Origin of the sequence: Clostridium fessum (genome assembly GCF_003024715.1) — a bacterium.
In the GTDB taxonomy this organism is placed as follows: Bacteria; Bacillota; Clostridia; order Lachnospirales; family Lachnospiraceae; genus Otoolea; species Otoolea fessa.
This window is the reverse complement of sequence record NZ_PYLO01000003.1, coordinates 201,548-214,994: the sequence shown is the minus strand read 5'-3', so window position 1 is coordinate 214,994 and position 13,447 is coordinate 201,548. Positions and strand designations below refer to the sequence as shown.

12 protein-coding genes, 1 pseudogene and 1 riboswitch are annotated in these 13,447 nt (G+C 41.6%); of the genes and pseudogenes, 6 read left to right on the top strand and 7 right to left on the bottom strand.

Going from position 1 to position 13,447, the window contains the following annotated elements; genetic code table 11:
- Positions 1-8 precede the first annotated feature (8 nt).
- Entirely contained in the window at positions 9-290 is a 282-nt protein-coding gene (locus C7U56_RS10220; RefSeq protein ID WP_107001130.1) for a type II toxin-antitoxin system YafQ family toxin, read from the bottom strand.
- A complete protein-coding gene (locus tag C7U56_RS10215; RefSeq protein ID WP_107001129.1) occupies positions 287-559 on the bottom strand; it encodes a type II toxin-antitoxin system RelB/DinJ family antitoxin in 273 nt (90 codons plus the stop codon). Before C7U56_RS10215 ends, C7U56_RS10220 begins: the two co-directional genes overlap by 4 nt.
- A gap of 135 nt (positions 560-694) precedes the next feature.
- Here C7U56_RS10215 and C7U56_RS10210 point away from each other — a divergent pair.
- A pseudogene (locus tag C7U56_RS10210) lies at positions 695-829 on the top strand (cell filamentation protein Fic); the annotation flags it as partial.
- A gap of 216 nt (positions 830-1,045) precedes the next feature.
- On the opposite strand, the gene C7U56_RS10200 reads toward C7U56_RS10210, so the two are convergent.
- The gene (locus tag C7U56_RS10200; protein WP_107001128.1) at positions 1,046-2,968 is read right to left on the bottom strand and encodes an ATP-binding protein; all 1,923 of its coding nucleotides are present in this window, start codon (positions 2,966-2,968) and stop codon (positions 1,046-1,048) included.
- A 585-nt stretch (positions 2,969-3,553) separates the two neighbouring features.
- Here C7U56_RS10200 and C7U56_RS10195 point away from each other — a divergent pair.
- From C7U56_RS10195 to C7U56_RS10175, 5 genes are all read left to right on the top strand, one after another.
- Entirely contained in the window at positions 3,554-3,886 is a 333-nt protein-coding gene (locus C7U56_RS10195; protein ID WP_181357225.1) for a helix-turn-helix domain-containing protein, read from the top strand.
- A gap of 134 nt (positions 3,887-4,020) precedes the next feature.
- A riboswitch (cyclic di-GMP riboswitch) is annotated at positions 4,021-4,096 on the top strand.
- 94 nt (positions 4,097-4,190) lie between these two features.
- Complete coding sequence (locus C7U56_RS10190; RefSeq protein WP_107001126.1) at positions 4,191-6,035, top strand: ABC transporter substrate-binding protein; 1,845 nt, start codon at positions 4,191-4,193, stop codon at positions 6,033-6,035.
- 146 nt (positions 6,036-6,181) lie between these two features.
- Entirely contained in the window at positions 6,182-8,326 is a 2,145-nt protein-coding gene (locus tag C7U56_RS10185) for an ATP-binding protein (RefSeq protein ID WP_107001125.1), read from the top strand.
- 69 nt (positions 8,327-8,395) lie between these two features.
- A complete protein-coding gene (locus C7U56_RS10180; protein WP_107001124.1) occupies positions 8,396-11,224 on the top strand; it encodes a transporter substrate-binding domain-containing protein in 2,829 nt (942 codons plus the stop codon).
- Between the two features lie 51 nt (positions 11,225-11,275).
- Positions 11,276-11,629, top strand: a complete 354-nt coding sequence (locus C7U56_RS10175) for an Hpt domain-containing protein (RefSeq protein ID WP_107001123.1) — start codon at positions 11,276-11,278, stop codon at positions 11,627-11,629.
- Positions 11,630-11,679: 50 nt separating this feature from the next.
- On the opposite strand, the gene C7U56_RS10170 is transcribed toward C7U56_RS10175, so the two are convergent.
- From C7U56_RS10170 to C7U56_RS10155, 4 genes are all read right to left on the bottom strand, one after another.
- Positions 11,680-11,970, bottom strand: a complete 291-nt coding sequence (locus tag C7U56_RS10170) for an ABC transporter ATP-binding protein (RefSeq protein WP_107001122.1) — start codon at positions 11,968-11,970, stop codon at positions 11,680-11,682.
- Positions 11,971-12,146: 176 nt separating this feature from the next.
- Positions 12,147-12,521 carry a desulfoferrodoxin family protein gene (locus C7U56_RS10165; protein WP_107001121.1) on the bottom strand — a complete coding sequence of 125 codons (375 nt, stop codon included), beginning with the start codon at positions 12,519-12,521 and terminating at the stop codon, positions 12,147-12,149.
- A gap of 21 nt (positions 12,522-12,542) precedes the next feature.
- Positions 12,543-13,085, bottom strand: coding sequence for a rubrerythrin (gene rbr / locus C7U56_RS10160; RefSeq protein ID WP_107001120.1), 543 nt, complete (start codon positions 13,083-13,085; stop codon positions 12,543-12,545).
- Positions 13,086-13,157: 72 nt separating this feature from the next.
- Positions 13,158-13,397 (bottom strand): Crp/Fnr family transcriptional regulator, encoded by a 240-nt coding sequence (locus C7U56_RS10155; protein WP_242995740.1) that lies wholly within the window; start codon positions 13,395-13,397, stop codon positions 13,158-13,160.
- Between the last annotated feature and the right edge of the window lie 50 nt (positions 13,398-13,447).

Sequence of the window (13,447 nt, the reverse complement as noted above, 5' to 3'; positions counted from 1 at the left end):
TTTTGGGATTATTTCTTAAACAGCTCAGAATGTGAACCAAGGCGATAATGCATCAAAAGAAGAACTTCTCCACGAATCTCATAAATAAGCAGCCAGTCTGGTTCGATGTGGCACTCACGCGTTTCTTTATAGTTGCCTGTAAGATCATGATCTCTGTATTTTGCTTCCAGCGTACCGCCATTCGCCAGAATATCGATTACCTCAAACAGCTTATCAAGATTTTTATTTTGCTTTTTGGCAAGCTTCAAATCCTTTTTAAATTGATTTGTAAACTGAATGTTGTATTTCATACATCGAGAGCTGCCTTAAGCGCATCCATACTGGAATAACGCGGAGCAGAAGGATCCGTCATCATTTTTCTGCCTTCCTCAATGGCAGCGGCTGTGGTATCATTCGGTACTTCCAGTTTTAATTCAAAAGGAATACCATGCTCACGGATAGCGGTTCTCAGGAATATATTTACAGCAGTTGTCATATTCAGACCAAGCTCATTGAAGATTTCCTCCGCCTGATCCTTGATTGCCTTGTCTGTACGAATATTTAAATTAGTTGTTGCCATACAGAACACCTCCATTCAAGTATAGTATATGCATAAATTCGGGTGATATCAATACAATGTCATTATACAAGTTGTGAATTTTCTGTTAAAATGCATCGAAGCCCTTCTGCGTAGCAATCTGCGAATAGACTTTGTATCAAGAAGATTTATGCTGATTCAGAGCTTGAAGAAGATTCAACTATTCGGAATTTCCGAATAGTTCAAAACGAAGGTTCTCGTCAGGTCACACGCGATACCAAACACTATAACCTTCAAATGATCATTGCCGTAGTATGATATCGGATAAGTTGCCGGAGGATATTCAAAAGATGTACGATCACGCACATAAAGAATAAAGAAATGCCGCATATTTGCCCTTTAGAGACAAATATACGGCATTATTAGTATTCAAATGTAATGAAGGTTTAGTTTGTGGGTATAGAAAAAGCACCGTCCAAATAAACCTTGAACGATGCTCTGATAGTTAGCGGATTGTTGCTCAATCTTCTATCTCTTTATATTTTGTTTTATTGCAGTGGTCACTGCATCTATATTGAATGGCTTTGAAATGTGTCCGTTCATTCCAGAATCCAAGGATGCCTGTACATCTTCCTTGAAAGCATTTGCAGATTGTGCGATGATTGGAATTTTCGCAGCGTCTGGGCGCTCCTTGCTCATTGCACGAATTGCCCTTGCCGCCTGATGCCCATTCATTTTAGGCATCAGGACATCCATTAGAATCACATCATATGTGTCTGCTGGATTGTTGGCAAAACAAGCAACTGCGTCCTGTCCGTCTACTGCACGAGTTACATGCATACCTGCTTCTTCGAGCAGCGTGATTGCCAATTCCGCATTCAGCTCATTATCTTCTGCGAGAAGAACCTTTACTCCATTAAGGCTGACATCCTGTATCAGATTCAGCTCAGGTATCTGTTTTGGGTCTGCAAGTTCCATAGGAATTTCTACTGTAAAAGACGAACCACACCCTTTCTTGCTGTGAACCGTAATTGTACCGTCCATCAGTTCTACATATTGCTTGGAAATTGCCATTCCAAGCCCCGTTCCGGCATAATGTGTTCGTGCGCCGTTATCCTCCTGTGAAAAGGGTTCAAACAGCCTTTTCTGAAATTCTTCACTCATACCAATGCCATTGTCTTTTACCGCATAACTGCCTACAATATGCCGTTCGTCTATGCCCGGTTTGATACTAATTTCAAAAGTAATCGTTCCGCCATCTTTTGTAAACTTGACCGAATTACTCAGAAGATTCGTCAATATCTCACGAATTTTTGTTGCATCCGTCAGAACATAAAGTTCTTTGGGGATGTTGCGATGTATCTCAAATGTTAAATCACGATTCAGTAGGAGTCCATCCACGATAGCAATCACATTATCTATTAGGACAGGCAAATTCTCCGGCTCAGGTGAGAAGCTTACCTTTCCGTTCTCGATACGGCTAAGATCCAGTACATTATTCAATAACAACAGCAGATGCTCTGAACTTATTTTTACCTTTTGCAGACTATCGTGAATTTCAGATACATTTGTCTGGTTCAGTGCAATGTCCGTAAATCCGATAATAGCATTCATAGGTGATCGAATATCATGTGACATGTTAAGTAAGAAGGATGATTTTGCTCTGTTTGCGGTCTCTGCTTTTTCCGCAGCCTCGCGCAACAAAAGCGTCTGTTCAATTTCATCTTCTCTTTTTCTTTTGTAGCCGATAAAGCAGACAGCACAAAGCAAAAACAGCACACATCCTGCCATAGCTCCAACATAAACGGATGCTCTTCTTGTTCGCTCTACCAGCCCATTCACAGACTGCATATCCATTTCAATGCATAAAGCACCAACTATTTCATCCGAATCGCCCGTTATAGGATAACAGGCTGTGAAAATAGGACCCCATGTCGTATCAACAATGTTCTGCGAATACACCGTTTCTCCTGAAAGAGCCTTGTTAATATACGGAATCATTTCATCCTCAATATAGTCTCCCGGATGTCTGACATCTCCTGCGTTGGGATCCAGACCGTCCACCACATAGATCAGCCTGTTTTCTTCATTTCGGGTGGCGGTGTATAAATATCTGGTTGAATTCAGCGTTCGAATTTCATTTAGAAACGAGGAAACCTCGTGATACATTTCTGTATTTTCATCAGATTGATGGCGGAGCGTGGCAAATTCTTCTCTTCCGATTTTTTTATTTACCAATTTATGAATTGCATCTGCATTTTCCATATCACGTTTGAGTTCCGTTTCAAGGGCGATATCTGTATACGATTTTTGCAGAATATATGTATATGCTGATGCCAACAATGTGATTGAAAGCGTCAAAATTGCAAATAAACCTATGGAAAACTTAGTAAATCGCTGCTTTAACTCCTGAATGTCTTTGACTGACTTCTTGTCTGCTTGTGTTTTCATTCAATTTGACTCCACTTTTTATTTCATAGAAATATGTGGAAGGGGCTGATGTAAATACCGCATCTGCAGAGCGTGCATTTTTCCATCAGCTGATTCGCTTTTCAGATTTATCCTTTAATTGTTTCCTTATCCGTTCGGATGTTCAGATTTGTTGCTGACATACGCACAACTTCCACATGGTTTACAGTATACTTACATACTCATGTTACATCAATATAGTGTCATTATATGAGCTGTGAACTTTCTGTTAAAAGGCATCCATGTCAGATTGTGTAGCCATCTGCGAATAGCCTTTATATTCATCAGAAGGGTGATCCCTCTGGGATGGGGATTTATCCGCGGATATGCGGCTTTGCGGTATGAGAAGGTTTATTTTTTTGTTTGGGGTTTCAAACTTTTATGTGACAAACATAACTGTCTGTGTTATTATAAAAATGATATAAGCGAAAATGACTTTTGCGGAAACGAAAGTATCTTTATATTTTTTTATCCGTATACTTCCCATGATGGGGATAAATACTTGCAAAGTTGATTACTAATATTTTTTCATTATTACAGGTACAATAAGAACATGTAATAGCGGAAATGAGGTATAGTTACTTGCAGATAGAGAAGTATATTGCGGATAAAATAACATCTTTATGTGAAAAGCGTGATATCAGTAAATACAGATTATCGCAGCTGTCGGGAATTTCCCAGTCGTCACTGGGAAGGATCATGGCGCAGGAAAACCTGCCGTCGCTGATCACACTTGAAAAAATATGTGCAGCTTTGGGCGTGACATTATCGCAGTTTTTTCAGGAAGGTAATTCAGAGAATCTGACAGAAAAACAGAAAGAAGTTCTAGGGATATGGAACGATCTGAATGCAAATGAGCAGGAAACAGTAATGTCAATGCTTCGTGGACTTCGGAAGTAGAAGAACAGTTCGAGTATATATATCGGCTGTTCTTTTTTTGTTTTCAGGCGTTAAAACGGTAATGTTTTTCTTGTGTACAGTAGAGCGCTATAGTATAATAAAACCAGTTTTTTGCATAAGTTTAAAAGCTATAATAAGGAAATCGGCAAACCAGATGAAAGTCTGGGACGCAAAGCTACAGGGCCTGTAAAATGGCAGCCAGTTGCATAAAATGAGGTGCACTGTCTGTCTGACAGTGCTTTTTTGTGGTGTTATTTCATAGGCGTAACTATAATGACTTTATCAGGAAAGAAAGAGGTAAAGTATGAAAAAGGCAAAACGTTGTCTGATAGCAGTGGTGTCAGGTGTACTTGTAGCAACTGCTGTCTTGTCTGGATGTGGACAGTTAAAGAAAGAAGTATCTAAAAACGATGATCATATTACCGTTTATCTGTGGGAAAATCGTTTGATGAAAAATATTGCACCCTATATCCATGAACAGTTTCCTGATCAGGATATTGAATTTATTATTGGGAACAATGATACCGATTTATACAGTTATTTTAAAGAACATGATGAATTACCGGATATCATAACAGTACGTCGATTTTCTGGAACAGATGCACAGGACTTACAGCCTTATCTTATGGATTTTGCTTCTTATGATGTTGTTTCTAAGTATTATTCCTATGCGGTGCAATATTATAAGAATGCGGAGGACGAAATCCAGTGGCTGCCAATCTGTGGTATTCCTCAGACGATCATTGCCAACAAAACACTGTTTGATCAGTATGGCATAAAGATTCCAGAAAATTATGAGGAATATGTACAGGCCTGTCAGCAGTTTTATGATAATGGCATAAAACCGTATTCCATGGATCTTGGTGAAGACTGGTCTAATAATGAAATCATCCAGGCAGCGGCAATCGGTGAGTTTACAAGCCTGGATGGTATTGAATGGCGAAACGGTGCAGAGACTGCAGCGGATGAAGTAAAGTTTAATGATACATTATGGAAACGTATTTTTTCAGAAACCAGTCAGTTTCTTAAGGACTCGCATTTTGGCAAAGAAGATATCAATATTGACATCAATACAGGAACCCAGATGTTTGTCGAGGGAAAATCAGCAATGTTTCATGGACATCCGACGGTTATGCAGCAGCTGCAGAAACAGATGGATGCGGAGCTGATCCGTATTCCTTACTTTTCACAGACATCGGATGAATCCTATGTGTATATGACTCCGTCATTAAACATTGCATTTAACAAAAACCTGGAAAAAGACCGGGAGAAACTGGATACTGCACTGGATGTGCTGGATTGTATGATTTCAGAAGAGGGGCAAAAGCTGATTGCGGATGGAAGCGGTGTTATTTCATTGAATACAGATGTTCCAACCATGATGCAGGATGTACCTGGACTGGAAGAGGAAATTAAAAATAATGCTGTTTATATCCGATATTCCGCTCAAAAATCATTTGATGCAAGTCTTGAGGCTGTTCACGGATTACTGTCAGGGGAAATGGATGAAACACAGGCTTATGATACTTTGCGCAGTGTAATGAATCGTAAAGTTCCGGAAGAAAAAGCAACGGTGAATTTTGAAAATGAATATTCCATTTCACTGAACGATAGAAATGGCCGTGATGCAGCATCTTCCATTTTAACTACGATCAGAGAAGAAAATGATGCACAGCTGGCTCTGGCACCATATTATTATTTCACTTCTTCTATATATAAAGGAGAATGCACCAATAGCCGGGTTGGCATGATGACAGCAAAGAGTTCAGATACAGCATTATATTTTACAAAAATTAGTGGTAAACAGGTTTGTGAACTCGTGGAAAATTATTTCGCCGATGCGGATGAGAATTTTTATGTAACCAATAAATACGAATTACCAATTGCATCCGGTATGAAAATTATCGTCAATCAAGCGGAAAGTGGATTTTCATTAAAGGACTTGACAGTTAATGATAAGAAAATAGACAAAGAAAAGGAATACTCTATTCTTCTTACAGACACCACAATGTCTGTTTTGAAAAAAATAAATCCGAAATGTGAGATTGAGCAGCTTAAAGATACAACATTATCAAGTGCATGGATCGAAGCAATGTCAAAAGGACAGCAGCCGTCAGCACCGGAAGATTATATAGAGGTTGAACAGTAAAAGTGGAGATAGAACAAACGGTAAATAAAAGAAAAAAAATAACAAGGCTGTTGCTTATACTACTTATTATTCTTTTAAGCGTAGTTTGTATAAAGTATCTTATAAGTAAGTCTAGCAAGTATATCAGTGAAAATGGAAAAAGCAGTATGGGAGCTGTTGTTGAGCAGATGCAGCAGACCTATGATCTTCAAGTGAGTGGGTACTACAGCCAGCTGCAGTTGGTTAAGGAATTTTTACTTCATGAGAGGGAGCTGTCTCTTGAAACGGATATGAACAAAAGTTTCTTTGAAGCATGGGAAAAAGAATCGGAAAGTACACTTATATTCCTTCGGGAAAATGGTCAGGCAATATCAGCAGGTGGAACAAAAATGCGGATTGATATGCCAAGTAAATTTCTGCTGGACTTAAAGAATGGATACAATATTGGAAAACTGGTGCGTGTTGATTATGATCAGAAGAAAAAAGACGGTTATCTGGTTGCGATTCCATGTCAGGAATATACTATCAATGGGGAAACTTATACGGCAATTGGAAGCGTGTATGATCATTCGAAACTGGATTCCATGTTAAAACTGAAAGGTTATGACGGGAAAGCATATTTGTTCATTCTGGATAATGACGGAAATATTACGTATACGAACCAGAGTGGTGATAAATACCTGCGTAATTATTCTCTGTTAAAACATTTAAAAGGAGAACAGGCTATTACAGAAGAAGAGGCTGATTTGTTCAAAAAGAAGTTTGATAACAGAGAATCCGGAGTTGCACTTTTGGGAAAACAGAACCCCTATTATCTGGGGTATTGCCCGATAGAAAGCAACAACACCATTTTGGTATGTATTGTGGAAAGGGGAGTTGTTGACAATGTGCTGAGGGATTACCAGAAAACGGTGTTGTTTACAACAATACTCATGGCAGGTTATATATTTTTACTTTTTGCCGGATTATTCTACAGTATTTCCAGACTTAGTCTTGCAGATCAAAAAGCAGAATATGAAAAAAGAAATAATGAACTTCATTTACAAACAATGAAGGAAATGGAAGTAGTCAATCAAAAACTGAAAAAGGCAAAGAACGTTGCAACAGAGGCTTTGCAGACAGCTGAAAATGCAAATAAGGCGAAAACGGATTTCCTGTCTAATATGTCACATGATATCCGTACACCTATGAATGCAATCATTGGTATCACATCTTTGATCAGACATGATGCAGGTAATAAAGCAAAAGTTATAGAGTATGCAGAAAAAATAGACATTTCATCACAGCACCTGTTAGGAATTATCAATGATGTTCTGGATATGAGCAAGATTGAGGCAGGAAAAACAGTCTTCAAGTATTCTGACTTTTCTATTCTGGATCTTGTACAGGAACTTGACACTATATTTCATACTCAAATATATGAAAAGCAGCAGACCCTTACAATCATAAAAGAAAATATTCAGCATGAGTGGGTGAATGCGGATCAGGTTCACCTGATGCAGATTTTCAGCAACCTGCTTTCCAATGCAGTGAAGTATACCCAGGAAGGTGGGGAAATTCAGTTCTTTGTAGAAGAATGTGAGACAAAGTCATCTGTCTATGCAAAGTACCGTTTCTTAGTTAGCGATAATGGTATGGGAATGTCGGCAGATTTCAAGGATACAATTTTTGATGCGTTTACCCGTGCGGAAAGTTCCCTTACAAATAAAATACAGGGAACCGGACTTGGAATGGCGATTACTAAGAATCTGGTTGAGGCAATGGGAGGTACCATTGATGTGGAGAGTGAACCAGGACAGGGAAGCTGTTTTGAGGTTCTCTTGGATCTGAAAATTGCAGAGGATAGAACGGTTGCTCTGGCGGCACAAGAAGAAACAGATGAGCAGGATGGAAATATTCTGCAGGGAATGAAATTCCTGTGTGCAGAGGATAATGAGTTGAACGCGGAGATCCTGATAGAACTGTTAAAGATTGAAGGTGCGGAATGTACCATTTGTGAAAATGGCGAAGAGATTTTGGAAGCATTTGAACAGTCTGCTCCAGGTGATTATGACATGATTCTGATGGATGTGCAGATGCCTGTTATGAATGGTTATGATGCAACGAAGGCAATCCGCAGAAGCTCCCATGAAGTAGCAAAGAAAATTCCAATCATTGCAATGTCTGCCAATGCATTCTCGGAGGACGTTCAGCATTCTCTGGCAGCCGGTATGAATGCACATATTTCAAAACCGGTTGAGATGAAGGTGCTGGAAAAGACGATCAGAAGCATAAAATCTGGTGGGGGGGGGTACCGAACCGCAGGTCACTGAACAGTAACAAATGGATTTGATGCGGCAGTGCAATTTTATTAAACTAGGAGGTTGACAAGGAGATTTAATATGATTTCGAGAGCAAAGAAATATGTGGCAGTGTTACTGGCTTTTGTATGCGTGTGTATGATATTTTCTCCCCAGACCGCATATGCAGCCGAGGACAGTTCGCAGCATGAAACTGTCAAAGTCGGTTTCTTTGCCATGGATGGTTATCATGTGATGGATGAAGAAGGCAACCGCAGCGGGTATGGCTATGATTTTCTTCGGCTGATGGCCCGTTATTGGGATGTAGATTACGAATATGTCGGATATGATAAGAGCTGGGATGATATGCAGCAGATGCTTGAAGATGGCGAGATTGATATGGTAACATCTCCCCGCAAAACACCGGAAAGAGAAGAAAAGTTTGATTTTTCACGTCCGATCGGAACCAATAATGGGATTCTGACCGTCCGCAGTGACAACAGCACGATTGTGGATAGCAATTACAGTACTTACAACGGTATGCGTGTGGCATTTTTGAACGGAAGCTCACGAGATAAAGAGTTTGCGGATTTTGCAGACAATAAAGGATTTACATATGATCCATTTTATTTTGATACGACAGCAGAGATGGAGGAAGCTCTTCTGAGCGGAAATGTCGATGCTATTGCTGCCACTTCTCTGAGAAAAACAAACAATGAGCGTATCGTGGATAAATTTGACAGCAGCGATTTCTATGTCATGGTTAAAAAAGGTAATACAGAATTGCTGAATGAGATCAATTATGCAATCGACCAGATGAATGCAGTTGAGGGTGACTGGAAAGCGACGCTTTATAATAAAAATTATGAAAGCATCGAAACTAAGAATCTGGAATATACGGAGAAAGAAAAAAGTATTATTTCACAGTATTCCAAGGACAACCCGCTTCATGTTCTGTGTGATCCGACCCGTTATCCATATTCTTATAATGAAAATGGTGAGATGAAGGGTAGTATCCCGGATTACTTCCGGAAAATTGCAGACTATGCCGGGATTTCCTATGAGTTTCTTACACCTGCCACCAGAGATGAGTATATTGCTTATAAGAAAAATAAGGAAACCACAGATATGAGCATCGATGCGCGCCTGGAAACAGATAACTATGCTGAGACGAAAAAATGGGGGATTACTGCACCTTTCATTACGATGCAGCTGGCAAGGGTGACACGGCGTGACTTTGATGGAAAAATTAATGTTGTTACTACTGTTGACCAGACAGCATCAAATTCAATTGAAGATGCAATGGCACCTGGTGCAGAAAAACTGATGTGCAGTACCCGACAGGAAATGATGGAAGCTGTCCGTGAGGGTAAAGCAGATGCTGCCTTCGTCTATTATTACATGGCACAGGCGTTTGTGAACAGTGACACTACGGGCACCATGACATATACTCTGCTGGAACAGCCTACATTCACCTACCGCATGGTAATTTCATCAACTGAGAACCATGCGCTGGCTGGTATTCTGACGAAAGCAATGTATGCCATGCCCCAAAATCTTGTTGAAGATCTTGCAGCACAGTATACCACATACAAAGCAACAGAGCTGACATTTGTTGACTGGATCCGTCTGCATCCTGTTGTTACTGTTTTGGCTCTTCTTATTTTTGGAGGGCTGCTGACTACTATGGCTGTGATAATGGTGCGTCTCAGTGCAAGAAAAAAAGCTCAGAAGACGGCTCAGGAGAAAGCTGAGGAAATGGCGGAATTGGCAGAGCATGCACAGGCTGCAACCAAGGCAAAAACAGCATTTCTGTCACATATGTCCCATGATATGAGGACACCGATGAATGCAATCATAGGATTTACCGGTATTGCAATGAAAAACAATCCGTCAGACGAGGTGAAAAATTGTCTGGAAAAGATTGACGAAAGCTCAGAGCATTTACTGTCGCTGCTCAATGATGTATTAGATCTGACCCGCATCGAAAGTGGAAAAGTGAAATACAATCCGGTACCGGCGGATGTGAAAAACATTACAGATTCTGCATTGGATATTACAAAAGGCTTTCTTACGAACAGGGATATCAACTTTAAGATTCAGCGTGAAGGAGCAAAGATTCCAAATGTACTTGCGGATCCTGCACGCCTGCGTGATGTGCTGGTCAATATTCTGAGCAATGCCGTAAAATACACTCCGGATGGAGGGACGATTACATTTGAAGCCCGGTGTCTGGAAAAGGGCGGGGATGGATATATAAATATGCGTTACCGTATTTCGGATACTGGTATTGGCATGAGTGAGGAATTTACAAAAGAAGTTTTTGAGGAATTTGCACAGGAAGATTCCGATGTGAGAACGCAGTACCATGGAGTTGGACTGGGGATGGCTATCGTAAAGAAGTATGTAGATATGATGGGTGGAACCATTTCCGTGCAGAGTAAAAAGCATGAGGGAACCACATTTACTGTGGATATTCCTTTGGAAATTACAGATAAGGAATGTAGTAAGTCAGACACAGGTATTTCTGAAAAGGTGAATCTTACAGGTGTGAATGTCCTTCTTGCAGAGGATAATGAACTGAATGCAGAGATTGCTGCCGTGCAGTTGGAAGAGTTCGGGATGAATGTAGAAAGAGTTGTGGATGGAAAGAATGCTGTTGAGATTTTCAGAAATCATCCGGAAGGCACATTTGATGTAATCCTGATGGATATCATGATGCCTGAAATGAATGGTTATGAAGCAGCAAAAGCAATCAGGGCAATGAATGACAGACCGGATGGAAAAAACATTCCTATTATAGCAATGACAGCTAATTCATTTGCAGAAGATGTTCAGGCATCACTGGATGCAGGAATGAACGCACATTTGTCAAAGCCGATTGTGATTGATGAAGTTATAAAAACGATTTTAAGGTATGTATATAATTGATTCGCAGAGGTTCATGAATTAGTGGAATACAATTGACAGGAGGACTAAAATATGACAATGCAAGAGTGTTACGAAGCTATTGGAGGAAACTATGAAGCTGTCTTGGGACGCCTTCACAGCGAAGCACTGATTCGGAGATTTGCATTAAAGTTCCTTGAAGATCAGAGTTATATACAGTTAAAACAGGCATTGGAAAATAAAAATTATGAAGATGCTTTTCGCGGTGCACACACACTGAAAGGGGTGTGTCAGAATCTTTCTTTTGACCGTCTGTATGAGGTTAGTCATGAGTTGACAGAACTTTTGAGAGATAGAACCGGAGAGCAGCCGGGGATACCGGAAGCAATGGAAAAAGTAACAGAAGTATATGAGATGACAATTGAAGAAATAAAGAAGGGGCTGTAGTATTAAGTAATGCGACATGACTTTCTGCCTTGAATCAAGTGCTTGGAACATCATAAAAATGAGTGGATAAAGGAAACAAAATGTCGATTCACCAATAATTGGCCAAAGCGAACGTGGGAAAACTCCACCGCTCCCAGCGCATGACCGATTCGCTTCGGTGCTTCCGGCTCTGCTTCCATCTCCGGCTCATCCAGCAGCTCATATACCCGCTCCATGGAGGCCAGCGCCGATTGCAGAGAGTTTGTCATATAGGAAAGCTCTGTGATCGGTTCGCTGGACATGTTCATGTACTGGAAAAAGGCCTGGAACGTGCCGGGGGTCAGGCTGCCTTTTATAAGCATCCCACCGCCGAGGATCGCAATCCATGTGTCTGCCCTCCACGGCAATGTTGATCTTGTCGGCGGTGATGGTAGGGATCAGCAAAGCGCCTGCCGCATTCGCCAGCGTGACAAGTAGGATGAATACACACTTGCCGCGATAGGGGTTGAGAAATAGCAACAGATTTTTGAAAGATGAATCACGCTTTCCACAGACTATGGAGGTTGCAATAAGCGTAGACCGCTTCGACTTCATCGCCCTCGCAGAGAGCGAAGCAGACCTCCGGCTTTTCGCCGGGATGCAGTTCCTTGCGCTGATTGCCTTGCTTGGTCTGGAGAGATACCCATTCGATGTAGTGCTCCGGCAGCATAGGATGCTCCAAGGAGCCGACCTTGACATGGACGATGCCGTTTTCTACCGTCCAGACGGGAACATGCTTCTCCACGGCGGCGTCGGTGGTGCCGGGAACGATCTCGCTCATCGGCTCGCCGCAGCAGATGACGGGAACGCCCGTGTCCTTGACCTTGGCAATGATGTTACCGCAATGCTTGCAAATGTAAAACTTCTGCTCCATGATGATTCTCCTTTTCTTTCTTTAATAATTTTCCGCGTGGATCTCAAAATAGCTCTGGGGATGATTGCAGGCAGGGCAGACTTCCGGCGCTTTCTCACCGATCACAATGTGGCCGCAGTTGCGGCACTCCCATACCTTGACCTCACTCTTTGCAAAGACCTCCGCCATCTCCACATTGTGCAGCAGGGCACGGTAGCGCTCCTCATGGTGCTTTTCAATAGCGGCAACCAGACGGAAGCGCTGCGCCAGTTCATGAAAGCCTTCTTCATCGGCGGTTTTGGCAAAGCCGTCGTACATATCCGTCCACTCGTAGTTCTCGCCCTCAGCGGCAGAGAGAAGATTTTCAGAGGTATCGCCAATGCCGTTCAGTTCTTTGAACCACAGCTTAGCATGTTCCTTTTCGTTGTCAGCGGTTTTAAGGAACAACGCCGCGATCTGCTCATAGCCTTCCTTCTTGGCCTTGGATGCAAAATAGGTGTACTTGTTGCGTGCCTCGGACTCACCGGCAAAGGCAGCCATCAGATTTTTTTCGGTTTGAGTACCTGCGTATTTCGTTTCTTTCATGATCGATTCTCCTTTCGGTTTTCTGCTTTCATTATATTAGAATTATGATTTCACTCTGTGACAAAGTCACATCTATTTCAAACGATTTAGTCTGTTCTTATCCCGCAACGTGATCGCGCCTCGTCTTAGTTCTACGAGCCCGTCCTCCGAGAAGCTTTTGAGCATCCGCGCCACCGCCTCCCGCGCCGAGCTGATGTGCTGGGCGATCTGCTCATGGGTCATGCGTATCGTGTCGGAGTCAGTACGTTCCGCTTCGGCAAGGAGAAACTCTGCCAGCCGCCGATCCAATCCCTTGAACATGATCTGCTGCATCGCCCACATCACATCAGAAAAGCGTTTCCATTTCGTGTTCGGTCAAGGAT

Coding starts and splice junctions, on each gene's coding strand:
- C7U56_RS10170 (WP_107001122.1), bottom strand. CDS start 11,970: ATGCTTATAAAAGGCAGCCTGACCCCCGGCACGTTCCAGGCCTTTTTC.
- C7U56_RS10155 (WP_242995740.1), bottom strand. CDS start 13,397: ATGCAGCAGATCATGTTCAAGGGATTGGATCGGCGGCTGGCAGAGTTT.
- C7U56_RS10200 (WP_107001128.1), bottom strand. CDS start 2,968: ATGAAAACACAAGCAGACAAGAAGTCAGTCAAAGACATTCAGGAGTTA.
- C7U56_RS10175 (WP_107001123.1), top strand. CDS start 11,276: ATGACAATGCAAGAGTGTTACGAAGCTATTGGAGGAAACTATGAAGCT.
- C7U56_RS10180 (WP_107001124.1), top strand. CDS start 8,396: ATGATTTCGAGAGCAAAGAAATATGTGGCAGTGTTACTGGCTTTTGTA.
- C7U56_RS10215 (WP_107001129.1), bottom strand. CDS start 559: ATGGCAACAACTAATTTAAATATTCGTACAGACAAGGCAATCAAGGAT.
- C7U56_RS10185 (WP_107001125.1), top strand. CDS start 6,182: ATGGGAGCTGTTGTTGAGCAGATGCAGCAGACCTATGATCTTCAAGTG.
- C7U56_RS10190 (WP_107001126.1), top strand. CDS start 4,191: ATGAAAAAGGCAAAACGTTGTCTGATAGCAGTGGTGTCAGGTGTACTT.
- C7U56_RS10165 (WP_107001121.1), bottom strand. CDS start 12,521: ATGGAGCAGAAGTTTTACATTTGCAAGCATTGCGGTAACATCATTGCC.
- rbr (WP_107001120.1), bottom strand. CDS start 13,085: ATGAAAGAAACGAAATACGCAGGTACTCAAACCGAAAAAAATCTGATG.
- C7U56_RS10220 (WP_107001130.1), bottom strand. CDS start 290: ATGAAATACAACATTCAGTTTACAAATCAATTTAAAAAGGATTTGAAG.
- C7U56_RS10195 (WP_181357225.1), top strand. CDS start 3,554: ATGAGGTATAGTTACTTGCAGATAGAGAAGTATATTGCGGATAAAATA.